Origin of the sequence: Actinocorallia sp. B10E7 (genome assembly GCF_039871655.1) — a bacterium.
Classification (GTDB): Bacteria; Actinomycetota; Actinomycetes; order Streptosporangiales; family Streptosporangiaceae; genus Actinocorallia.
Map to the genome: position 1 here is coordinate 1 of NZ_JBDPLZ010000009.1, position 21,392 is coordinate 21,392.

Annotated in this window: 19 protein-coding genes and 1 tRNA gene; 13 read left to right on the top strand and 7 right to left on the bottom strand. The window is 68.1% G+C overall.

Annotated features, from left to right (window positions below; all coding sequences use genetic code 11):
- Window positions 1-1,477, bottom strand: a 1,477-nt coding sequence (locus ABGB12_RS26795) for a metallophosphoesterase (protein WP_347682233.1), incomplete at its 3' end; no start/stop codon positions are given.
- On the opposite strand from ABGB12_RS26795, the gene ABGB12_RS26800 reads away from it, so the two are divergent.
- From ABGB12_RS26800 to ABGB12_RS26815, 4 genes are all read left to right on the top strand, one after another.
- A complete protein-coding gene (locus ABGB12_RS26800) occupies window positions 1,476-1,817 on the top strand; it encodes a metallopeptidase family protein (RefSeq protein ID WP_347682234.1) in 342 nt (113 codons plus the stop codon). The genes ABGB12_RS26795 and ABGB12_RS26800 overlap by 2 nt on opposite strands.
- 93 nt (window positions 1,818-1,910) lie before the next feature.
- Window positions 1,911-3,182, top strand: coding sequence for an MFS transporter (locus tag ABGB12_RS26805; protein ID WP_347682235.1), 1,272 nt, complete (start codon window positions 1,911-1,913; stop codon window positions 3,180-3,182).
- Between the two features lie 87 nt (window positions 3,183-3,269).
- Entirely contained in the window at window positions 3,270-4,772 is a 1,503-nt protein-coding gene (locus ABGB12_RS26810; protein ID WP_347682236.1) for an alkaline phosphatase D family protein, read from the top strand.
- Window positions 4,773-4,907: 135 nt separating this feature from the next.
- Window positions 4,908-6,416: an alkaline phosphatase D family protein gene (locus tag ABGB12_RS26815; RefSeq protein WP_347682237.1), complete on the top strand. Its 1,509-nt coding sequence runs from the start codon at window positions 4,908-4,910 to the stop codon at window positions 6,414-6,416.
- 40 nt (window positions 6,417-6,456) lie between these two features.
- Here the strand turns inward: ABGB12_RS26815 and ABGB12_RS26820 are convergent, their stop codons facing one another.
- On the bottom strand, window positions 6,457-6,750 hold the full coding sequence (locus tag ABGB12_RS26820) for a PspC domain-containing protein (RefSeq protein ID WP_347682238.1): 294 nt from the start codon (window positions 6,748-6,750) through the stop codon (window positions 6,457-6,459).
- 111 nt (window positions 6,751-6,861) lie between these two features.
- On the opposite strand from ABGB12_RS26820, the gene ABGB12_RS26825 reads away from it, so the two are divergent.
- Entirely contained in the window at window positions 6,862-8,013 is a 1,152-nt protein-coding gene (locus ABGB12_RS26825) for an acyl-CoA dehydrogenase family protein (protein WP_347682239.1), read from the top strand.
- On the opposite strand, the gene ABGB12_RS26830 is transcribed toward ABGB12_RS26825, so the two are convergent.
- From ABGB12_RS26830 to ABGB12_RS26840, 3 genes are all read right to left on the bottom strand, one after another.
- Window positions 8,004-9,467 (bottom strand): DUF4407 domain-containing protein, encoded by a 1,464-nt coding sequence (locus tag ABGB12_RS26830; RefSeq protein WP_347682240.1) that lies wholly within the window; start codon window positions 9,465-9,467, stop codon window positions 8,004-8,006. The genes ABGB12_RS26825 and ABGB12_RS26830 overlap by 10 nt on opposite strands.
- A gap of 312 nt (window positions 9,468-9,779) precedes the next feature.
- Window positions 9,780-10,445 carry a helix-hairpin-helix domain-containing protein gene (locus ABGB12_RS26835; protein WP_347682241.1) on the bottom strand — a complete coding sequence of 222 codons (666 nt, stop codon included), beginning with the start codon at window positions 10,443-10,445 and terminating at the stop codon, window positions 9,780-9,782.
- Between the two features lie 57 nt (window positions 10,446-10,502).
- Entirely contained in the window at window positions 10,503-11,282 is a 780-nt protein-coding gene (locus ABGB12_RS26840) for an alpha/beta hydrolase (protein WP_347682242.1), read from the bottom strand.
- 146 nt (window positions 11,283-11,428) lie between these two features.
- On the opposite strand from ABGB12_RS26840, the gene ABGB12_RS26845 reads away from it, so the two are divergent.
- Both ABGB12_RS26845 and dapD read left to right on the top strand, forming a co-directional pair.
- Complete coding sequence (locus ABGB12_RS26845) at window positions 11,429-12,808, top strand: alkaline phosphatase PhoX (RefSeq protein WP_347682243.1); 1,380 nt, start codon at window positions 11,429-11,431, stop codon at window positions 12,806-12,808.
- A 30-nt stretch (window positions 12,809-12,838) separates the two neighbouring features.
- On the top strand, window positions 12,839-13,801 hold the full coding sequence (gene dapD / locus ABGB12_RS26850; RefSeq protein ID WP_347682244.1) for a 2,3,4,5-tetrahydropyridine-2,6-dicarboxylate N-succinyltransferase: 963 nt from the start codon (window positions 12,839-12,841) through the stop codon (window positions 13,799-13,801).
- A gap of 49 nt (window positions 13,802-13,850) precedes the next feature.
- Here dapD and ABGB12_RS26855 read toward each other — a convergent pair whose 3' ends face one another.
- Window positions 13,851-15,161 carry a dipeptidase gene (locus ABGB12_RS26855; RefSeq protein WP_347682245.1) on the bottom strand — a complete coding sequence of 437 codons (1,311 nt, stop codon included), beginning with the start codon at window positions 15,159-15,161 and terminating at the stop codon, window positions 13,851-13,853.
- 116 nt (window positions 15,162-15,277) lie between these two features.
- Between ABGB12_RS26855 and ABGB12_RS26860 the strand changes: the two genes are divergently transcribed.
- From ABGB12_RS26860 to ABGB12_RS26880, 5 genes are all read left to right on the top strand, one after another.
- Window positions 15,278-15,352: transfer RNA gene (locus ABGB12_RS26860), tRNA-Lys, on the top strand.
- A gap of 110 nt (window positions 15,353-15,462) precedes the next feature.
- Window positions 15,463-15,714 (top strand): hypothetical protein, encoded by a 252-nt coding sequence (locus ABGB12_RS26865; protein ID WP_347682246.1) that lies wholly within the window; start codon window positions 15,463-15,465, stop codon window positions 15,712-15,714.
- Between the two features lie 589 nt (window positions 15,715-16,303).
- A complete protein-coding gene (locus ABGB12_RS26870) occupies window positions 16,304-16,603 on the top strand; it encodes a hypothetical protein (RefSeq protein WP_347682247.1) in 300 nt (99 codons plus the stop codon).
- 1,748 nt (window positions 16,604-18,351) lie between these two features.
- The gene (locus ABGB12_RS26875; protein WP_347682248.1) at window positions 18,352-18,564 is read left to right on the top strand and encodes a hypothetical protein; all 213 of its coding nucleotides are present in this window, start codon (window positions 18,352-18,354) and stop codon (window positions 18,562-18,564) included.
- Between the two features lie 115 nt (window positions 18,565-18,679).
- Complete coding sequence (locus ABGB12_RS26880) at window positions 18,680-19,411, top strand: hypothetical protein (protein ID WP_347682249.1); 732 nt, start codon at window positions 18,680-18,682, stop codon at window positions 19,409-19,411.
- A 116-nt stretch (window positions 19,412-19,527) separates the two neighbouring features.
- Here the strand turns inward: ABGB12_RS26880 and ABGB12_RS26885 are convergent, their stop codons facing one another.
- A complete protein-coding gene (locus ABGB12_RS26885) occupies window positions 19,528-19,917 on the bottom strand; it encodes a hypothetical protein (RefSeq protein WP_347682250.1) in 390 nt (129 codons plus the stop codon).
- A gap of 268 nt (window positions 19,918-20,185) precedes the next feature.
- Here ABGB12_RS26885 and ABGB12_RS26890 point away from each other — a divergent pair, with 268 nt between their 5' ends.
- Complete coding sequence (locus ABGB12_RS26890) at window positions 20,186-21,190, top strand: hypothetical protein (RefSeq protein WP_347682251.1); 1,005 nt, start codon at window positions 20,186-20,188, stop codon at window positions 21,188-21,190.
- Window positions 21,191-21,392: the final 202 nt, after the last annotated feature.

A 21,392-nucleotide genomic window follows, 5' to 3' on the forward strand; every position in this document is an offset into this window, starting at 1 on the left:
GGGCGGGAGGGGTGGGTGTGGTGAGAGTGGGGGTCGGGGAGGCGGGGGTGGCGGAGGTGGGCGGGGTGGAGACGAGGTGGCGTTCGACCTGGACGGATTGTTCGCCCAGGCCGCCGAGGGTGAAGTCGTCCCAGGCCTGGAGGGTCTGGGTCTCGCGGTTGAAGTAGAGGAGGCTCAGTTCGATTTTGGTGGGGTTCTCGTGTTCCAGGGAGCGGAGGCCGGCGCCGCCGGTGCTGCCCTGGACGAAGAGGCGGGTGCCGTGGGGGAGGAGTTCGGTGGCGCGGCGGTGGGAGTGGCCGGAGAGGACGAGGGGGGTGGTGCCGTCGAAGGCCTTGGCCTGGTTGCCGTCGTGGATGACGGCCAGGTGCGGGGGTTCGGGGACGCCGCGGAGGGGGGTCGCGAGTTTCTCGCCCTCGGCGTGGAGGGCTTCGGGGGACATGGAGTCGTCTTCGGTGGTCTTGTCGGGGGTGAAGCGGGGGTCGCCGGCGCCGTAGATGCGGAGGCCCTTGACGGTCTGGGTGGTGTTGTCGAGGACGATCGCGTTCTTGTTCTTCGCCACGGCCTTCTGGGTGCCGGGGGAGTCGTGGTTGCCGCGGATGAAGACGTAGGGGACATCGCCGAGGGTCTCGATGTTGTCGGCGAAGCGGTCCTCGGCCCGGGAGCCGTGGTCGGTGAGGTCGCCGCTGTCGATGATGACCTCGGCCTTGAACTGGGTGGTGATGGAGCGGATCACGTCCCAGGCGATGGGGTTGAGGTGGATGTCGGAGACGTGGAGGACGCGCAGCGTCGACGGGTCGGGTTCGTAGATCGGCAGGGTGCTGGTGGTGGCGTACAGCTCGGAGACGTTCCCGACGAGTTTGGCGAGCATGCCGCGGTATTCGTCGAAGCGTCGCACGACGGTCTGGACGTCGCCGACGAGCTGGGGCGCGTTGGCGAGGAGGCCCGTGTAGCGGGGTTCGGCGACGGAGGACGGGCGGAAGGTCAGCCAGGCGGTGACGCCGAAGGCCGACAGCGTCACGGCGGACGCGGTCAGGGCGGCGAGGGCGGGACGCCAGGCGCGGTAGGCGAGCAGGGCCACGAGGAACGCGAGGGCGAAGCCGGTGAGGGCGCCGCGGACCGCCATCCAGATGAGGCCGTGCCGGAGCTGGTCGGTGATCGTCTTGGAGAGCGCGTCGATGGCGTTCGGGTCGTTGATGAAGGTCTCGGTGGCGGACGGGCGCAGCTGGCTGATCTGCGCGTTGAGGACGACCGGCCCGCGGTGGGAGTCGAGCCGCAGGGAGCCGAGCGGCGGGACGTCCACGACGGTGCCGCCGCTCCACGACAGGGAGAACGACAGGGACGCGTCCGCGGGGCCGACGGGGGTCTGGATGCGGCCGCCGAGCAGCAGCCCGGCCAGGGCGCCGGCCACGCCGATGAGGACGAGGGAACTCCAGCGGGCGGTCCGGCGGTTGAAGAGGCGGTGGAGGAGGCGTTTCATGATCGAGATTTCCGCGGCCGGGTTCGAGGAGCTGGTGTCGGAGGCACTGGACACGATTCCTCCGGAGTTGACGAGGTTGATGAAGAACGTCGTGGTCGTGGTGGTGGACAGTGCCCCCGAGGAGGGGCTGCTGGGCCTCTACACCGGTATCCCCCTGACCGAGCGCGGCGACTGGTACGCAGGAGTCCTGCCCGACCGGATCGAGATCTACCGTGAGGAACATCTCGCTTTCTGTGAGGATATAGACCATCTGCGAGAAGAAATCGCCGTGACGGTCGTCCATGAGATCGCGCACCACTTCGGGATCGACGACCGGCGTCTTCACGAACTCGGATGGTGACTCGCAGAAAAGTACGTTCGGTCAACGCTCTGCAACGCTACGTGATTTGATGAGGGGGTCAGTCGAGACTCAAACGCCCTTAGAGAGCGGGGTATGGGTAGGCACAGACGGCCGCCGGAAAGGCAGGCGACGTACCGCGAGGTGTTCGCCGTCGTGGAGTTCCGCCGCCTGTGGTCCGCTCAGACGCTCAGCTCGGTGGGTGATCAATTCGCCCAGGTGGCTCTGGCCGTCCTGGTCTACGACAGGACGCAGAGCGCGCTGCTGACGGGTCTGGCCTACGCGCTGACGTATCTGCCGCCGATCCTGGGCGGCCCGGTGCTCAGCGGTCTCGCCGACCACTTCCCGCGCCGCCGGGTGATGATCGTCTGTGATCTCCTGCGGATGCTCCTCATGGGCCTGATGGCGCTGAGGGAGACGCCGTTCGCGGGCCTGTGCGTCCTGATCTTCCTGACGGTGCTGCTGGGCGCGCCGTTCACCGCGGCCCGTGCGGCGCTGCTGCCCGACGTCCTGAGCGGCGACAGGTACGTGCTGGGCGCGGCGGTCAACAACATGACCCACCAGGCCACCCAGATGCTCGGTTTCGTCGCGGGCGGCGCGCTGGTGGCGGTCGTCGGGACGCGGGAGGCGCTGGCCCTCAACGCGTTGACCTTCCTGCTGTCGGCGCTGGTCCTGACGGGCATACGGAGGCGGCCCGCGCCGGAACGCGCGCATGAGCGGCTCCGCCTCTGGCGCGGCACCAAGGAGGGCGCGGTGCTCGTCTTCGGTGATCCGGGGCTGCGGAGCCTGGTGGGTTTCGCCTGGTTGTGCTCCTTCTACACGATCCCCGAGGGCCTGGCGGCGCCGTACGCCGCGACGTACGGGAAGGACGCGCTGTACGTGGGCGTCCTCATGGCCGCGATGCCGACGGGGATGGTCGTCGGCAGTTTTGTCTTCTCCCGGTTCGTCCGGCCGTCCAGCCGGATCCGGGCGATGGGCTGGATGTCGATGTTGTCGTGCGCGCCGCTGGTCGGCTGCGCGCTGGCGCCGCCGTTCGAGGTGACGGTGCTGCTGTGGGCGCTGGCCGGGTGCGGCAGTGCCTACCAGTTGGCCGCCAACACCGCTTTCGTCGCCGCGGTCCCCGCAGTCGGCAGGGGGCAGGCGTTCGGGCTGGTCCAGTCGGGCATCCTGGCGGGCCAGGGCCTGGGCATCCTGGCGGGCGGCGCGCTCGCCCAGGTGATCGGGCCGGAGAAGGTGGTGGCGCTGGCGGGCGCCGCGGGGCTGGCCGCCGCGACGGCGGCGGCGATGGCGTGGACGCAGGTCCGCGGCCAGGTGGTGGCGGCGGTGTCCGCACCGGCGCGGCAGAGCCGGGTCAAAGCCTCGCTCTGAGGTCGTGCGCTGTTTCCTTCCGCTTCATGGCGAGGATTCCTCCGACGAGCACGATCGCGGCGGAACTTCGAATATTGGAGCGTGCCAATGACCCTCGACCGACGTGACGTCCTGCGGGCCGGGCTGCTGGCGGGCGGCGCCCTCGCGCTGCCCGCGGGCCTCGCCTCCCCCGCGTTCGCCAGAAACCGGCCCGCGATCACCCACGGCGTGCAGACAGGCGAGGTCGCCGGCGGGCGGGCCCTGGTGTGGGCGCGGGCGGACCGGGCGTCCCGGATGCTGGTGGACTACAGCACCCGGCCCGACTTCCGGGGCCACCGGACGGTCCGCGGCCCCTGGCTGACCCCCGACACCGACCTCGCCGGACGGGTGCGACTGCGGGGTCTGCCTCCCGGACGGGAGGTCCACTACCGGGTCAGGCTGGACGACGGGCGCACGTTGTCCGCCCCGGAGACCGGTTCGTTCCGCACCACCCCGCAGCGCGGCCAGGACGTGCGGTTCGTCTGGGGCGGTGACCTGGCGGGCCAGGGCTGGGGCATCAACGAGGCGTTCGGCGGCTACCGCATCTTCAACGCGATGGCGGCGGTGGAGCCGGACTTCTTCCTGTGCAGCGGCGACTGGGTCTACTCCGACGGCCCGCTCGTCGAGTCCGTCGCGCTTCCGGACGGCACCGTCTGGAAGAACGTGATGATCGAGGAGAAGGCGAAGGTCGCCGAGACGCTCGCCGAGTACCGCGGCCAGTTCCGCTACAACCTCATGGACGCCAACCTGCGCGCGTTCAACTCCCGCGTGCCGATCGTCTACCAGTGGGACGACCACGAGGTCCGCAACAACTGGTACCCCGGCCAGATCATCGAAGACGCCCGCTACACCGAGAAGAACATCGACGTGCTGGCGGCCCGCGCCAGCCGTGCCGCGCATGAATACCTGCCGATCGACCCGCAGCAGACGCTCTACCGGAAGGTCTCCTACGGCCCGCTGTTGGACGTCTTCGTGCTGGACATGCGGTCTTTCAAGAACAAGAACACCACGAACCTGGAGACGGACGGCCCCGGGCTGCTCGGCGAGGAGCAGACCCGTTGGCTGACGCGTGAGCTGCGCGCCTCCAAGGCGACCTGGAAGGTCATCGCCAACGACCTTCCGATCGGCTTGATCGTGCCCGACGGCGCCAACCAGGAGGGTGTGGCCAACAAGGACGGAGGCCTGCCTCTGGGCCGTGAACGTGAGATCGCGTCGGTCCTGCGTGAGGCGTACCGGCACAACGTGACGGGCATCGTCTTCCTCACCGCGGACGTCCACTACACGGCCGCCCACTACTACGACCCCGCGAAGGCGTCCTTCAAGGACTTCGCGCCGTTCTGGGAGTTCGTCGCGGGTCCGTTCAACGCCGGGACGTTCGGTCCGAACACCCTTGACGGGACGTTCGGCCCCACCCTGGAGTTCGTGAAGACGGGCCCTCGCGTCAACGCCAGCCCCGCGGAAGGCGCCCAGTTCTTCGGTGAGGTGGAGATCGACGGGCACACGAAGGCGTTCACCGTGCGTCTGCGCGACCTGAACAACAAGGTTCTCTACACCAAGACGCTGACCGCCTGAGTCCGCGTCACGGCCTCCCGCCCGTCCTCCGGGCGGGAGGCCTAGGTCAAAGCCTTCTCCTTCCTCCGCTTGTCACGTTGAGCGCGGCCCTCCAGGGCGCGATCTTGTTCGTGACCTCGAGCCTGGAGCATGCCGATGACCCTTGACCGACGTGACCTCCTGCGGACGGGCCTGCTGGCGGGCGGAGCCCTCGCTCTGGCGGGCGGCCCGGCGTCAGCCGCGCCGGCCCGGCGCCGGCCCGTGATCACCCATGGGGTGCAGAGCGGCGAGGTCGGCGGCGGCCGGGCCGTGGTGTGGGTGCGGGGGGACGTCCCGTCCCAAATGCTGGTCGACTACGGCATCCGCCCGGACCTCAAGGACCACCGGACGGTGGCGGGCCCCTGGCTGACCCCTGAGACGGACCTGACGGGACGCGTACGGCTCGACGGACTCCCGCAGGGTGAACGGATCCATTACCGGGTCAGGCTGGACGACGGCCGCGTGCTTTCGGCTCCCGGACTCGGCTCCTTCCCCACGGCTCCGGGGGAGAGGAAAGGCATCCGGTTCGTCTGGGGCGGTGATCTGGCGGGCCAGGGCTGGGGCATCAACGAGGCGTTCGGCGGCTACCGCATCTTCAACGCGATGGCGGCGGTGGAGCCGGACTTCTTCCTGTGCAGCGGCGACTGGGCCTACGCGGACAGCCCGTTGAAGGAGACCGTCACGCTGCCCGACGGCACTGTCTGGCGGAATGTGATGACCTGGGAGAAGGCGAAGGTCGCCGAGACGCTCGCCGAGTACCGCGGCCAGTTCCGCTACAACCTCATGGACGCCAACCTGCGCGCGTTCAACTCCCGCGTACCGATGCTCTACGACTGGGACGACCACGAAGTACGCAACAACTGGTACCCCGAACAGATCATCCACGACTCGCGTTACACCGAGAAGAACGTGCGCGTACTGGCGGAGCGGGCACGCCGTGCCGTCCGGGAGTACGTGCCGATCAGCTCCGCGTCGACCATCTACCGGAAGGTCTCCTACGGTCCGCTGCTGGACGTCTTCGTGCTGGACATGCGGTCGTACCGCAACAGGAACACCCCCAACCTGGAGACGTACGGTCCCGGCATCCTCGGGGACGACCAGACGCGCTGGCTCATCCGGGAGCTGCGCGGCTCCAAGGCCGTCTGGAAGGTCGTCGCCAACAGCATTCCGCTCGGCCTGACGGGCGCCAAGGGCACGGACCAGGACGGTGTCGGCAACCGGGACGAGGGCCAGCCGCTCGGCCGTGAACGGGAGTTCGCCGCGATCCTGCGCGACGCCTGGCTGCACGGCGTGACGGGCATCGTCTTCCTCACCGCGGAGGTGCATTACGCGGCGGCCATCTACTACGACCCCGCGCAGGCCGCCTTCAAGGACTTCGCGCCCTTCTGGGAGTTCGTCGCGGGCCCCCTCAACTCGGGGACCTTCCGGCCCACCAGGTTCGACTCGACGTTCGGGCCGAGCACGGTGTTCATCAAGGGCGCTCCCCGCCCCGGCGCCGGTCCCGCTGACGGCGCCCAGTTCTTCGGCGAGGTGGAGATCGACTGCGAGACGGAGGAGCTCACGGTGAGGCTGCGGGACATGGAGAACGCGGTGCTCCACACGCAGACGTTGTCGACCCGGCTCTGACCGCGGCCTCCCGTGCGTGTGCGGGAGGCCGCCGGGAGGGTCACGGCTTCTTCTTGAGGGCGTCCGAGGCCTTGTCGATGGCGTCCTTGACCTCGGGCTTGTTGAACCAGCGCTGGGCGGGGGACTGGTCGGAGTCGTCGGCCGGGATCAGGATCCAGGCGAGGACGTACAGGAGGGGGACGGCCAGGCCGATGCCGATGATCCCGCCGATGACGGAGACGCCGGCGACGGCCAGGCGGACGATGTTGAGGTCGAGGTTGGTCTGCGCGGCGATCGCGGAGCAGACACCGGCGAGCATCTTGTTGTCCATCTTGCGGTGCAGTGTGGCGGTCATGGGTTAAGAGTGCCCCCTCGAGGGCCTTATCCACATCGGGGAGCGGCCCTGAGAACGCCCTGAGTTCGACCCCTGAGTAAATTAGCGGCGGTAACCAGAGGGAGGCTCGGGATGGACGTTCTACGGCTCGACGATCAGCTCTCCGACGAGGAACGGATGGTCCGCGACACCGTCAGGGCCTTCCGCTCCGACTTCGTCGACCCCTACGTGGCCGACTGGTTCGAGAGCGGGGCGCTGCCCGTCCGGGACCTCGCGCGGGAACTGGGCAAGCTGGGGCTCTTCGGCATGCACCTGAAGGGCTACGGGTGCGCGGGGACGAACGCCGTCTCGTACGGGATCGCGTGCCGGGAGCTGGAGGCCGCCGACAGCGGGCTGCGCAGCTTCGTCTCCGTCCAGGGGTCCCTGGCGATGGCGGCGATCCACAAGTACGGCTCGGAAGAGCAGAAGCAGCGCTGGCTCCCGGGCATGGCGGCGGGCGACCTCATCGGCTGCTTCGGGCTCACCGAGCCCGACCACGGCTCCGACCCGGGATCGATGAGGACGTACGCGCGGCGTGACGGGCAGGATTGGATCCTCAACGGCGCCAAGATGTGGATCACCAATGGGTCGGTGGCGGACGTCGCGGTCGTCTGGGCGCGCACCGAGGAGGGGATCAACGGCTTCCTCGTCCCGGCGGGCACCCGCGGGGTCACCCGCACGGACATCAAGAAGAAGCTCTCGCTGCGCGCCTCCGTCACGTCCGAGCTGGCGTTCGACGAGGTACGGCTGCCGGCGGACGCGATCCTGCCCGAGGCCAGAGGGCTCAAAGCACCGCTCGGCTGCCTCTCGGAGGCGCGTTTCGGCATCATCTTCGGCGCCGTCGGCGCGGGACGCGCGTGCTACGAGGCCGCCGTCGAGTACGCCGGGTCCCGCGAGCAGTTCGGCAGGCCGATCGCGGGCTTCCAGCTCACTCAGGAGAAGCTCGCGCGCATGGAGGTGGCCCTCGGGCAGGCGGGGCTGACGGCTCTGCACATCGGGCGGTTGAAGGACGCCGGGAAGGTCACCTCCCAGCAGGTCTCCTTCGGCAAGCTCGCCAACGTCCGGGCCGCCCTGGACGTGGCCCGCTCGGCCCGGACGATCCTCGGCGCGAACGGCGTCACGCTGGAGTACCCGGTGATCCGGCACGCCAACAACCTGGAGTCCGTCCTGACCTACGAGGGCACGGAGGAGATCCACACGCTCGTCCTCGGTGAGGCGATCACCGGTATCCCGGCCTACCGCTGACCGCCTTCGGCGTCGGCGCGGCGGCGGGCCTCCTCGTCGAAGGCCGGCGCGTAGTACGGCATGACGCCCGGCGCGTTCGGGCCGAAGAGCGGAGGTGTCACGGCGGGCTCGGCGGTGGACGAGGCGGGCGTGATGACGGGGTCGTGCGTGGACGTCACGTATTCGTCGAGGTTCTGGGGGATGCGGGCTATCTCGCGTTCCTCCCACGCGGCGAGGATCGCGGCGGCCACGCGCAGTTCGGCCTCCGCCGTCATCGCCCCGAGTTTCCGCGCGGCTTCTTCGCGTGCCTCCACCACCGCACGGGATTGGCTCAGCTGTGACGTCTGCTGCAATTCCAGCGCCTGTTCGTGCGTCTCAGCCTGGATTTTCCCGGACGTGACGCTGCGTTTGGCGTGCTCTTCGGCGAGCTGTTCGTAGGTGTTCGGCGGCCCGTACAGCTGCAGGACCTTCACGAAAATCGGCAGGCATTCGATGACGGTGAAGAGCAAGAACAGCAGAATGCGCCAGAGGCCGAGTGTGAAATCACCGGTCGAGGCGCGGTTGAGCGCGTCCAGGCGCACCAGAAGGCCGGTGTTCCCCTCGTTGGCCTGCTCGAAGGCCGCCTGCTCGTCCGACTGGATCTTCCGCAGGTTCTTCAGCTGCGTCTGGACGCCGGGGAGCGCCTCGTTGGCCTCTCGGAGCGTCTGCTCTCGGCTCGTCTTGGAGGCCGAAGCGAGCTCGTCACGGCGGTCCTTGATCTGCCGGTCGATCTCCCGGATCTCCCGTTCGGCCTCGCGCTGCTTGGCCCGGAAGTTCTCGTAACGCGGGCCCGCACCGGACTTGCGGCTCCCGTTCTGGCACTTGTCGCCCGTCAGTTCGCACGTCGCGGCGTCGGCGTTCTCGTCCCGCTTCTTCTCCAACGGCTTCAGCCGCTCCCGGAGCGCGACGATCTGCGCGTCCTCCTCGGGGTTCACGACGGTGCCGCCACTGGCGATCGTCTGGAGCAGCGCGGTCTCCTGCTTCTCCAGCGCGTCGATCTTCCGCCCGACCTCGCCGCCGGTGAGGTCGCCCTGGAACCGCTCGGTCTGCTCCTGCCGGATCTTGTTGATCTCCGTCTCGATCTCGGGCTGGAAGATCCGCAGCACCAGCGGCGTGGAGATGATGAACCCGAACAGCAGCGCCATCAGCAGCCGGGGCAGCGCCACCAGCCAGGCCCGGTTCCCGCGCTGGATCGACACGACCAGCCAGCGGTCCAGGTTGAGGATGGCCAGGAACCACACGAGCGAGATCGGCAGCGCCGCGTACCAGGGCGCCCGCAGCGCCATCTGCAGCGCGAAGAACATCGACACCCCGGCGAGTGTCGCCGTGGTCAGCACGGCTCCGCCGATGCCCTGGTACTTGGCCCGGTCTCCGGGCGTCCGCTCCAGAATCGCGGGCTGTGCGCCCGACAGCCAGATCAGCGGGTGTCGCTTCATCACCGATCCCGTTTTCGTAGAGGACGAGGCAGAGCGAACACGGCTTTGGGCAGGAGAGGGGAGGAGATGCGGACGGCCAGACCGCGCAGTAGTCCCTGCGGCGCCGTCACCTCGACGAAGGCTCGCGGTACCGATGCGTCGACTCTCGGCATGTGCAGTGTGCCGATCCGCGGAAGCGGATAGTCGTCAGGCAGGGGCATAAGCCATCCAGCGGTCATTTGCCACAGCAACAAACTTCAGCACCATAACAGGGCGTGCCTCTCGCGGGGAGACGCCGAGAGGTGAGAAAACGGGACGCCCGTTCCCCGGGATTCAGGGGAGGAAGATGCCGTACTCCCGGATCTCCGGGGTGAGGTGCGGCGGCAGCGCGGCGACCGCGGCGAGTTCCTCGGCGGAACTGAAACCGATGACCTGCGACCTGACCTGCACGATGTGCTCGGCGAGCTCCGGAGTGACGCCGGTGATGGCGGTCAGGACCGGGGCCGGGACGTGGTTGACGTCGATGAGGCCGCCGTCGTCGTAGTGGCGCGGCAGGTCCGGACGGCCGATGCGCAGGTCGCGGGCGAGCACCACGTCGCGGGCGTGCTCGCGGGCCTGCCGGCGCAGCTGGCGGCGCATGTTCGCGATCGCGATGGCCTGCGCGTTGCCGTTGAACCGGTTCACGGGGGGAGGCGCGAAACCCGGGTACGGGATGCCGCCGCCCTGGGAGAGGCGGCCCTGCTCGTCCACGGACAGGACGGTCCGCTTCTCCTGCTCGACGACCGCCAGGACGATCCAGATCGGCAGCCACAGGCCGCACAGCAGGAAGGTGATGAGCGCGTGGGCGGCGTGGTTGGTCTGGCCGCCGCGCACGAACACGACCTGGTTGCCGAACCTCGACTCCAGCCGCCAGCCCATCGCCACGTGCTGGCTGATGACCGAGTGGAGGATGGCTTCGATCCGGTCCTGGGACAGGCGCTCGGGCTGGTAGCCGGTCATGCCTGATGAGACGTACGGAAGTTGCCATTGGTTCCAGAAATGCGGCGTCCGTCGTTCTCAGGTGGCGGCCTTCGCGGCGGCCTCGATGACCGAGACGGTCAGGGCCGGCCGGGAGCGGAAGACGAGATGGGACGCCTTCGGCGCGGTGAAGACGCGGGCGCGCGCACGCCCGGCCATGAAGCGCTGCATCCTGGGAGGGACCGCCTTGTCCCGGCCGGTGACCAGGTACCAGGACGGGATCGAGGTCCAGGCCGAGGCGCGGCTCGGCGCGCGCAGGGCGGCGGCCGTGATCGGACGCTGGGTCACCGCCATCACGCTCGTCACGGATCGCGGGAGGTCGGCGCCCAGCGCGGAGCGGAACGCGGCGGGATCGAGGTAGAAGTCCACGCCGCCGCCCGGGATGGGACGCCTGATGAGCGACCTGGACGCCGTGGCGCCCGGGTACCTGGCGTCCAGCGCCGCGGCGCTCTCCCCCTTCTTCGGCATGAGCGCCGCGATGTAGACCAGCGCCTTGACGTTCGGGTGGCCGACCGCCGCGTTGGAGATGACCATTCCGCCGTAGGAGTGTCCGACGAGCACGACCGGGCCCTTGACCGTGCGCAGGACACTGCTCACATAAGCCGCGTCTCCGGCCAGTTCTCGTAGCGGGTTGGCCGGCGCGAGCACCGGATAGCCGGCCTTCTTCAGTCCTCGGATCGTGGAACTCCACCCCGAGGCGTCACCGAAGGCCCCGTGCACCAGGACGACGGTGGGCTTCCGCGGAGCCGCGGCCTCCGCGGGGATGACGACCGGCATCGTCAGGACCAAGCCGAGCACGGTGGCGAGATGAACGCGCATGCCGGATTCATCCCCGCGAACGGGCAGGGGAGGCCCTAGGGAAGATCCCGGAAAGTCCAAACGTCCGGCGTGCTGACATCCGGTCGACGGCAAAGTGTGATTTGCCCCATTGAAAACCTTTGTCGGGAATCGGGCGTCCAATGAGCATGGAGAGACGTGCGTTCTTGGGGGCGCTCGGTCTTGCCGGGATGGTGACGCCGTTCGACGGCGTCGCGGCTTACGCCGGCGGCAAGGCGAGCGGGTACGGAAAGTTGCGGGCGGTCGAGGACCTGCGTGACGGCAGGGTGCGGCTGCTGCTTCCGGCCGGGTTCAGGTACCGGTCGTTCAACGCGACGGGATCCCGGCTCAGCGACGGGCATGTCACGCCCGGCAAACACGACGGGATGGCGGCCTTCAAGACGGTGAAGGGCCAGGCCGTCCTGGTGCGCAACCACGAGGTGTTCGGGCCCGTGGGAGCGTTCGGGGACAAGGACAAGGCGTACGACCCGATGGCCGGCGGAGGCACGTGCACGCTGCGCGTCACCAACTACGGGAAAGTGCTCGCCGGCGCGGTCAGCCTGAACGGGACCATGGGCAACTGCTCCGGGGGAGCGATGCCCTGGGGGCGCTGGGTCACCTGCGAGGAGACCGTCAACGGCCCGGACGTCGGCAACGACCACACCGGAGCCGACAACTCCCTGCTGAAGGAGAAGCACGGCTACATCTTCGAAGTCGGGATCGGAGAACCGATCCTCTCCGCAGGCCGGTTCGCGCACGAGGCGGCCGTATGCGACCCCAAGACGGGGGCCGTCTACCTCACCGAAGACGACTTCAACCACGCGTCGGGCTTCTACCGCTACCTGCCTCCGCGCAGCCCGCTGAGTGCGGGACGCATCCTGGACGGAGGCCGCCTGCAGATGCTCGCCGTCAAGAAGAAGCCGCGAGCGAAGCTCTACAAGCACCAGAAAGCCGGAACCGCCTACGACGTCACGTGGGTGGACATCGACGACCCGAACCCGACGTTCACCGGCAGGCCGTCCAACGACGAGGCCATCCAGTACGTGGCGAAGCAGGGACACGCCAAGGGCGGAGCACAGTTCGCCCGGCTGGAAGGCGCGATCTTCCACAAGGGCGTCGTGTACTTCGTCTCCACCCAGGGTGGCGCCAAGGTCACCAAGAAGGGGCCTTCCGGGTTCGGAGACGGGCGCGGCCAGGTGTGGGCGTACGACACCCGCAGCGACCGCCTCAAGCTGATCACCGAGTCCACCTCGCGGTCCCGGCTCGACCTCCCCGACAACATCACCCACAGTCCTCGGGGCTCCCTGGTGCTCTGCGAGGACGGCGACGGACGGAACTTCGTCCGGGGCCTCACCAGGAAAGGCCAGGTCTTCCCCTTCGCCCAGCTCAAGCCGATCAAGGCCGACCCCGGAGCGGAGTTCGCCGGCGCCACGTTCAGCCCGGACGGCCACACCCTGTTCGTCAACGTCCAGTCCGCGGCGGGCATGACCTTCGCGATCTGGGGCCCGTGGAGGCGGGGCCCGTTCTGAGCCGATGGTGATCTTGACTAATCTGTGGCTGTGAGCACTGAGACTGTTTCCGGCGCGGTAGCCGTCGGCCTTGCGACCATTGCCGAAGACGGCACCGTGCTGGACACGTGGTTCCCCGCTCCCGAACTCGCCGCGGAGCCGGGCCCGGCCGGGACCGTCGTCCTGGAGGGGGACGCCGCGGGTGAGCTGGCCGGGGCCGTGCGGAACGACGCGCGGCGGGGCGTGAAGGTCGTCGCGGTCCGGACGACCATCGCCTCCCTGGACGACAAGCCCGCCGACGCGCACGACGCGTACCTGCGGCTGCACCTGCTGAGCACGAGGCTCGTCAAGCCGCACGGGCTGAACCTGGACGGGATCTTCGGGCTGCTGGCCAACGTCGCCTGGACGTCCATCGGCCCCACCCCGATCGACGGGCTGGACGCGGCCCGGCTGGCCGTGCGGGTCGAAGGCGGCCAGCTGGCCGTCTACGGCATCGACAAGTTCCCGCGCATGACCGACTACGTCACCCCGACCGGGGTGCGGATCGCCGACGCCGACAGGGTCCGCCTCGGCGCCCACCTGGCGTCCGGGACGACCGTCATGCACGAGGGGTTCGTCAACTTCAACGCCGGGACGCTCGGCTCGTCCATGGTCGAGGGGCGGATCAGCGCGGGTGTCGTCGTCGGCGACGGCAGCGACATCGGCGGCGGCGCGTCGATCATGGGCACGCTGTCCGGCGGCGGCAAGCAGGTCATCTCGCTGGGCGAGCGGTGCCTGCTGGGCGCCAACGCCGGGGTCGGGATCTCCCTCGGCGACGACTGCATCGTCGAGGCGGGCCTGTACGTGACCGCGGGGACGCGCGTCACGCTGCCCGACGGCTCGATCGTCAAGGCGCTGGACCTGTCCGGGGCGAACAACCTGCTGTTCCGCCGCAACTCCCAGTCGGGCGCGGTGGAGGCGATCCCGCGCTCGGGCACCTGGGGCGGGCTGAACGAGATGCTGCACGCCAACTGAGAACCGCGATCGGGCGGGCGCGGGCCGGACGGTCCGCGCCCGTTCGCGTTCAGCGGCGGCCCCGCAGGAAGATCGCCTCGGCGAAGGCGAGGTTCTCTATCTCGGACGGGTCGACGCTCTCGTCGGCCGCGTGGATGAGGGCCCGGGGCTCCTCGACGCCCAGAAGCATGATCTCGGCTTCGGGGAAGCGGCTCTGGAGCGCCCCGCACAGCGGGATCGAACCGCCCTGGCCCTGGGCGGCGACCTTCCTGCCGTACGCCTCGGTGAGGGCCGCGGTCATCGCGGAGTAGGCGGGGCCGTCGGTGCGGGCGAGGAACGGGCGGCCCAGGGACTGCGGCGCGACCTCGACCTGGGCGTGCCAGGGGGCGACGGCCTTCAGATGGGCGGTCAGCGCCTCGCAGGCCTCCTGCGGGTCGATGCCGGGCGGGACGCGCAGGTTGAGCCGGGCCCGCGCCGAGGGCTGGACGGCGGCGACGGAGCCGGCGACGGGCGGGCAGTCGATGCCCAGGACGGTCAGGGCGGGCCTGGCCCACAACATGTCGGCGATCGTCCCGGTGCCCGTGACGGCGACGTCGTCGAGGATCCCGGCGTCCTTGCGGAACTGGTCGATGGGGTACTGGGCGCCGTCCCAGCGCTGGTCGCCCGGCAGGCCCTGGACGGTGGTGTTGCCCGCCGCGTCCCGCAGGGTCCCCAGCATGTGGACGAGCGCGGCGAGCGCGTCAGGGGCGGCACCCCCGTACACGCCCGAGTGCAGGGCGCCCTTCATGGTCGTGACCGTGACGATCACGTTGGCCTGCCCGCGCAGGCACGTGGTGAACGCCGGGACGCCGACGGCGAGGTTCCCGGTGTCACCGATCACGATCGCATCGGCCTGGAAGAGCTCCGGGTTCCGGTCGAGAAGCCGCTCCAGCCCGCCGGTGCCCTGCTCCTCGGACCCCTCGATGACGACCTTCACCCCGACGCCGGGCTCCGCCGCCCGCAACGCCGTCAGATGCATGACGATGTTGCCCTTGCAGTCGGCGGCACCCCGCCCGTACCAGCGCCCGTCGCGTTCCGTCAGCTCCCAGGGAGGCGACCGCCACCCCTCTCCGGGCGGCTGCACATCGTAATGCGAGTACAACAGCACGGTAGGGGCCCCTTCAGGCCCCGGCCGGTGCCCGATCACGGCCTGGCTCCCGTCGGGCGTCTCGTACAGCTTGCAGGGCACCCCGGCCCCCGTGAACGCGTCCGCCGTCCACTGAGCCGCCCTCAGGCACTCCTCGGCGGGAAAAAGCCGAGGATCGGCCACCGACCGCATCGCCACCAGCTCGGCCAGATCCCGCCGAGCCCGCTCCATCAACCCGGCAACCCGCGCACGCACCCCGAACGCTCCCCCCGAAGCCGAACCCCCGATGCTGCGGCCCTACCCGGCCCCGTCCCGGCCAACCCCGAATATCGGATGCGGCCAACCGGGTTGAGATCGGTATGATGCACGATGGGTCGCTAGCTCAATGGCAGAGCTCCGGACTTTTAATCCGTAGGTTGTGGGTTCGAGTCCCACGCGACCCACCACCCTGATTAGGGCAGGAGCCGGATCCGGCTCCTGCCCTGATCGTTTCGGTTGCGGTCGCCGTTGCACTCGCCTGGTTGATCAAGCCCAGAGAGCGTCTCCCATGCGCTGCATGGCGCTGTTCGTGAGGTTGTTCGTCGCGGATCTTGACGAAGAAGGGGTCGAGGAGTTGGAGGGGCACTACACGCTTCTCCCGTTCTCGGAGTACCCGATCGACGAGAAGCCTGGAATCCGCTGGCTCGCTGGTCAGGACCTGCTTCTCCGCGAGGGCGGGCGCATGACCTTGCTGGCGAGAGCCTGTACCGAAGAGGCTCTCGGCCGGGTCCGTGATCGGATTTCCAGCGATTGGCTCAACGGCTACTGAAGCGCTTCAGGGCTTTCGCTCGGCCGAGGCGAGCCCGTGACAGCTCTGGGCATCACGGGCGGGGGCTGGGGGCGGGACTTACGGAAATGTGCATCCCGGGTGCTGGGGACGCTGTGAGCGAGCCCGTCACCGTCCTGCCCGGCTTGGAATCCATTGTCACGCCTTGGCCCACGAAGTCCGCGTAGACGGCGGCCACATCCCGCACGGCATCGCCCCCTTCCACGCCGCCCTGCAAGCCCATGCCTAGCCCGTTGCCGACGACGGCGAAGGCGAGAAGCCCTCCGACATGATCAGGAGACGGGCATGGTCACTGTCGTTCAGCTCCTAGGGGCAGAAGCGCTGGCCTCCCGTGGGCCTTGGGAGGTCTATGGGAGGCCGCGCGTTGCGTACACCACCGGCGGTGGCGGTGGAGTCCGGCACCATCCGGCAAGTCGCTAGTGCATCTAACTATGCAAACGCGCTCCAGGCCCTAGCGGGCGGGAAGCGAAGCTGTCTAACGTGTTGCGCCTTCCTCTACAGTAGAGGTAAGCTCTACGTCATGCAAGCGGCACTCATGGAAGACCGTTGGGGCATCCCCTACGATTGGCGTGTGGATGAGCGCGTCGAGGACATGCAGAAGGCCATCGACGCCATCACCGAGATCGAAGACCCGCAGGTCCGCGCCCGCGTTGTCACCGAGGCTCTCGACCTCATCCACACGGCGAACAGCACCCTCGCCCGCCTCCGCCGCGAGGACATCCAGGCACTCAGAGCCGTCGGCATGAGCTACCGGAAGATCGGCGAAGCCATCGGGATCCACTTCACCCGCGTGAAGCAGATCGAGACCGGTGCCCCCACCGGATCAGCCCGCAAGCGGGCCGCAGAAGTGCAGCAGAAGCCCGAGAGCTAGCAGCCCGGCCAGCGCCCGCTGTCCGGAACGCTGGCCGACTTAATTACTTAATTACGCGCCTCTGCGCTATTTCCACGGTTATTCGACCCGGTGGTTTCCCATGTCTGAGAACACGTCCGGCGTGTCCGCACGCGGGCGCCCTATCGACACCGCGCCGCTGCCCGACTGGGCGCGACCGTACTTCACCCCCGACCAGCTCGGCCTCGACCGCGGCCTGCTGTGGGTCCTGCTCGTCTACAAGGCGCGCACCCTGGGCGACTCCGCAACGAACGTCGCCCAGCGCTACTACGTGCACAGCATCGGCAAGCCCAAGAAGGTCGCCTGGCCGTCGCTGCGTTCCCTGGTCGGCGACCTCGAGCTGAGCATCAACACCGTCCGCGGTGCGCTCGCCAAGCTCGAGGCCGACGGGTGGCTGGTGAAGGCCCCCAGCCCGTCCAAGAGCCAGGGATACGCCCTGGCCTGGCCTGACCGGGACTGCCTCGCTCCGACCACGGAGGGTCCTGCCCAGTGCGGGCAGCCGACGAAGACGGGCGGATGGTGTACGCGCCGCGCTGGCCGAGGGACCACCACCCCAGGCGAAGGGCCGTGCGTCGAGCACGGGGGGACGCCGAAGAACGGCAAGCCCGCCGCTGCGTATCAACCGCTGATACATGGGGGCGAGCAGGAAGAGGCCGGAACGTATCAACCGCTGACACACACGGACGCCCCCGGCGAGGCAGCTGTGTATCAACCGCTGACCGGCGATGTATCAACCGCTGACACTCCTGCGTATCAACCGCTGACACCTGCCGTATCAGCGGCTGACACCGAGTACGTAAGAGAGTGCGTTACAGGAGTTCATCAAGAGAGTGATGAGGGTTGCCCCCCGTCACTCGCTGAGGTGGAAGTCCCCCCGCCGCTCGAGCCGAAGGAAGATCAGGATTGTCGGCGAGGAGAAGGTGAGGGACCAGAACCGGCAGCGGCTCAGCGGCCCTCACAGGCCCCGACACGCCCCGGTGCACCCGAACCGACCTGCCTCGAGCCGGACACGCCACATGCGCAGCCACCGGCCCGCACAGCCGCAGAAGAAGCCCGCGCTGCTGCTCGAGCCGGAGTCACCCGGGCGAAGGCCAACGGGCCCAAGACGACCGCGCGCAGAGCGTCGTGACGCCGGACCCGACCACTCATTTTTATTTGATTGCGGGAGCGCGCACTCTCGCCCCGCAACAGTGCGGACAGGCCGCCCATTGTTGATTGGTTGTAGCGCGCAGTTATAACTGCAGGACCTTCCGCACCGACCTTTGGCCGCGGCCCAAGCAGCCCAGCCGCCTGGTCCAAGGAGCACGCCTCAGGGAACCGAGCGGAAAGCGTCGTAAGCCGAGCATCACCACACACCAGGTCGCTACCGTTCCCCAGCGGATACAGCAGACCAGATCGCAACCGCAGCCCTGATCGTCAGCACCGGATCGCTCGGCGTCGCCGTATGGGCACTCGTCTACGCCAGCAAGTCCGCAAAAGCCGCCCGCGACTCAGCGGACGAAGCAAAGAACCTGAGGCAGATCGAAACGGACCGGCATCACACCGAGCTGGCACCCAAGCCGATCGCGCCCCTGTAGGCGGATGTAGAGGGCGACGCACACCACCAAAGCCTCTTCGCGACGTTCACCGTTGAAGGTGTCGGCGCCTACCGAGCCCAGGCCATCGCCATCACTGCCACCGGCTCATGCACGCCACTCACCCTTCCTCCGTTGATCCGCCCCGGTCAAGACGTGCGACTGCACATCGAACACTGGCCGACAGGGAGGGAAGAGCCCAAGACCCAGGAAGTGCTGTTCAAGTTCTGGCCACCCCTCGAGGCCGACGACGCAGACCCGTGGTCCTGCCACTGTGACAAGCCGACCGGCGAGACCATGGACGGACCCGGCCACTGGGAGCAGCGCGTACAGGTGGAGTACTACGACCCTCGCGTCAACAGCGGGTGACTCACTCGCTACTCAGCCCAAGTCTGGAGAGTCACAGTTCTTTCTCTCAACCAGTCGTACGAGACGCCCACCCGTTTCACCGGCACGACAGCACCGTCACGGCCATGATGCTGGGATGCCCAATGAGTCTGAGTCCCGTAAGGGCCCCGCACTTGACCGGATGGCTGGTAACGCCGCGAACAGCATCGCTGCCGTAGGCCTCGTCCAAGCAGGATTTCCTGCCGACGTCGCGACGGCGATTGGAGGGATAGTCGGCCCGCTTGGGGAGGAACTCAGCTACGCCCTCAGGACCAGGGCTGTACGCCGCTCAGAGAGACTCCAGCGCTTCTTCGACTTCGCCGTTGCCGACGAGAACCTGACCGCTGAAGAGCTCCTTCAGCAGATCACGTACGACGATCTTAAACTCGAGCTTCTCGCCCGAGCCGTCAACGCTGCAGTCAGCAGCACCAACGAGACCCGTCTCCAAGCCCTCGCCCGCGCCTTCGTCACCGGCGCCCTCGCTGCTGACGACGCTGCTGTCGACCAGAGCCTCCTCGTTATCGATGCTCTTGGTCAGCTCGATGTACCTCACTTCCGCGTTCTGGCGATCCTTCTGACCAAAGCACCCCAGCACTTCGATAAGGACTTCGAGGAACTCCACTACAGCTGGTCCGACAAGCAGATTGCCGAACATGACCCCGGCCTCGCTACGACTGTCACTGCGTTGACCGCCCGGCTTAACAGTCTCGGGATGGTGTACGACGAAGGCCACGGTAGATACGGGGGCGGTGCCGCCGTGCTCTGGACTCTGACGCCCTTCGGGAAAGCATGCGCGGACGAACTTGCACGGATCGGCCAGGAGCCCTGATACACGGAGCACGGGACGGCTCCATCCCGCCGGGGCGGAGCTCCATTGGACGCAGGACCCGCTCGAGCGAGGGGCAGGATGACCAGGCCGTCGCCAGACCGTCACACCGCCGCAACCTAACCCCGATCGAGGTACTCCCGAGCCGCGGCTACATCCCCCGGGTTGAAGCATTCCGGCGCACCAGCGATGACCCGAGCCCACAGCCGCCCTTGATACTCCGCTTCCGGAGACCGCGCATCCTTGATCTTCAATACCCGCTGCTGGAAGGACTTCGCGGCCCGGAGGTCATCCGCACACGCCTCCGCTTGCCGGTCCTTGCCCTGGGGAAACCCGTTCCACACCACGTACCCGGTAGCAACGACACCGATCACAGCGAAGACCACGACCAGGCCGATACCGACCACTCTGCCAACAGTCGCTGGCCATCTCCAGCGAGGACGAACGCCAGCTGCTTCCTCGCCCCGCTCCTGCTCGCCCTCATGGGCAGCCACCTTCTCGACGTCCATGCCGCGAAAGTAGAGCCCGAACCATGACACACCGCCCGGAAGCAGAACATCGTGTCCGGGTCGTGAAGCACTAGAGACATCGACCGACAGAAATGTCGTTAGCGACTGTGAGAATGCTCCGGTCCTCCCGCAGGCTGATAGCGCGGGCGACGCTGAAGACACGCTGGGGGCAGACGGCGCAGTCATCGCCGGGGAGGCAAGCGCGACCTATGTCAGGCGGGACGGGTACCGGACCCCGGAGCCACCCGCGAACCACGAGGGGCAATGCATGAACCACGGGCTCAACCTTCCTGAATACCTCGCCGAGCGATACCACCGGCTGGAACGAGCTGACTACGCCGATGTCGGCGTAGAGCTCGGCATGTTCCATGCGTGGGCATCTCAGCAGCCCCTGCTGCAAGGCATCCTCGAAGAAGCCGCGACCGCAGAGGAAGACCTGGATGTCGAGGCGTTCATCAACCTGCTGCGCACCAACCGCACCTTCTACTGGACGAGCAAAACCGAAGGTGGCCGGGCCACCCTGATCTGGAAATGGATCGAACACGCCCTCGAACAGGACAAGACAGCCAACGACCCCTCGAAGTTCACCCTTGGATGGACTAACGGTGTCAGTGTCGAGCGCAACCTCACCCACCGATGGCGAGACTTCGCCGACCGCGTGCTCAAGCCGTTGTTCCAGTACTGGCTCGATCGAATCAACTCGGCAAGCAACACGATCTACGTGCTGGAACGCTATGTCCGCCGGGTCGAGTGGTTCGAGCGTGAGCGGCTCCACGCGGAGGCGACAGCCGACACGCAGAAGATGGAAGAGGTCTACGACCGCGACCTACGGAAGTTCCTCTTCAACGAGGGCATCAACATGCCCTACTCCCAGGCCCAGTCACCTGCCGGCACGTCGGACGTTCTCTTCGGTCTCGACGGCGATGATCCGTTCGTCGGCGAGGTCAAGCTGCTGGACATGAAGGACCGCGGCCGGCGGGAGCTCGGCAAGGGACTGCACCAGGCGGTCCAGTACGCGATGGACCACGGAAAGTCCTTCGCCTACCTGGTCATCATCAACCTGACCGGCCGCGTGCTCGACCTCCCGAACGAGAGCGAGAGCAAGACAGGATTCCCCTTCGTCACAGTGTCGGGCGTCCGTGTCTACCTCGTCCCCGTCCGGGCGCTGCAGCCCCCTGCCAGCGCGAGCAAGCTGGGCAAGGCCAGGCCCATCAAGGTGACCTTCGATGAGCTCGTCGACCCCGACGTCGAAGACGACGACGCTGAGGTCTGAACCGTCAAAGACTGCGGCCCCCCATGGGAGGCCGGGGAGGCCCATGGGAGGCCGCGCGTTCCGTACCCGACCGGCGGTCGCGATCGAGTCCGGCACCATCCGGCAACCGGTTAGCGCGTCTACCAGCGCAAACGCGCGCCGCTGGCGCTATCCATCAGTGTCCGGCAATTCCTCGAATTGACTTTTAATCCGTAGGTTGTGG

What these genes read in the sequence shown, in the direction of transcription:
- ABGB12_RS26820 (WP_347682238.1), bottom strand. Translation starts at nt 6,750, where the DNA reads ATGACCGCCACACTGCACCGCAAGATGGACAACAAGATGCTCGCCGGT.
- ABGB12_RS26800 (WP_347682234.1), top strand. Translation starts at nt 1,476, where the DNA reads ATGATCGAGATTTCCGCGGCCGGGTTCGAGGAGCTGGTGTCGGAGGCA.
- ABGB12_RS26815 (WP_347682237.1), top strand. Translation starts at nt 4,908, where the DNA reads ATGACCCTTGACCGACGTGACCTCCTGCGGACGGGCCTGCTGGCGGGC.
- ABGB12_RS26890 (WP_347682251.1), top strand. Translation starts at nt 20,186, where the DNA reads ATGAACCACGGGCTCAACCTTCCTGAATACCTCGCCGAGCGATACCAC.
- ABGB12_RS26880 (WP_347682249.1), top strand. Translation starts at nt 18,680, where the DNA reads ATGCCCAATGAGTCTGAGTCCCGTAAGGGCCCCGCACTTGACCGGATG.
- ABGB12_RS26885 (WP_347682250.1), bottom strand. Translation starts at nt 19,917, where the DNA reads ATGGACGTCGAGAAGGTGGCTGCCCATGAGGGCGAGCAGGAGCGGGGC.
- ABGB12_RS26830 (WP_347682240.1), bottom strand. Translation starts at nt 9,467, where the DNA reads ATGAAGCGACACCCGCTGATCTGGCTGTCGGGCGCACAGCCCGCGATT.
- ABGB12_RS26865 (WP_347682246.1), top strand. Translation starts at nt 15,463, where the DNA reads ATGGCGCTGTTCGTGAGGTTGTTCGTCGCGGATCTTGACGAAGAAGGG.
- ABGB12_RS26835 (WP_347682241.1), bottom strand. Translation starts at nt 10,445, where the DNA reads ATGACCGGCTACCAGCCCGAGCGCCTGTCCCAGGACCGGATCGAAGCC.
- ABGB12_RS26845 (WP_347682243.1), top strand. Translation starts at nt 11,429, where the DNA reads ATGGAGAGACGTGCGTTCTTGGGGGCGCTCGGTCTTGCCGGGATGGTG.
- ABGB12_RS26805 (WP_347682235.1), top strand. Translation starts at nt 1,911, where the DNA reads ATGGGTAGGCACAGACGGCCGCCGGAAAGGCAGGCGACGTACCGCGAG.
- ABGB12_RS26840 (WP_347682242.1), bottom strand. Translation starts at nt 11,282, where the DNA reads ATGCGCGTTCATCTCGCCACCGTGCTCGGCTTGGTCCTGACGATGCCG.
- ABGB12_RS26810 (WP_347682236.1), top strand. Translation starts at nt 3,270, where the DNA reads ATGACCCTCGACCGACGTGACGTCCTGCGGGCCGGGCTGCTGGCGGGC.
- ABGB12_RS26825 (WP_347682239.1), top strand. Translation starts at nt 6,862, where the DNA reads ATGGACGTTCTACGGCTCGACGATCAGCTCTCCGACGAGGAACGGATG.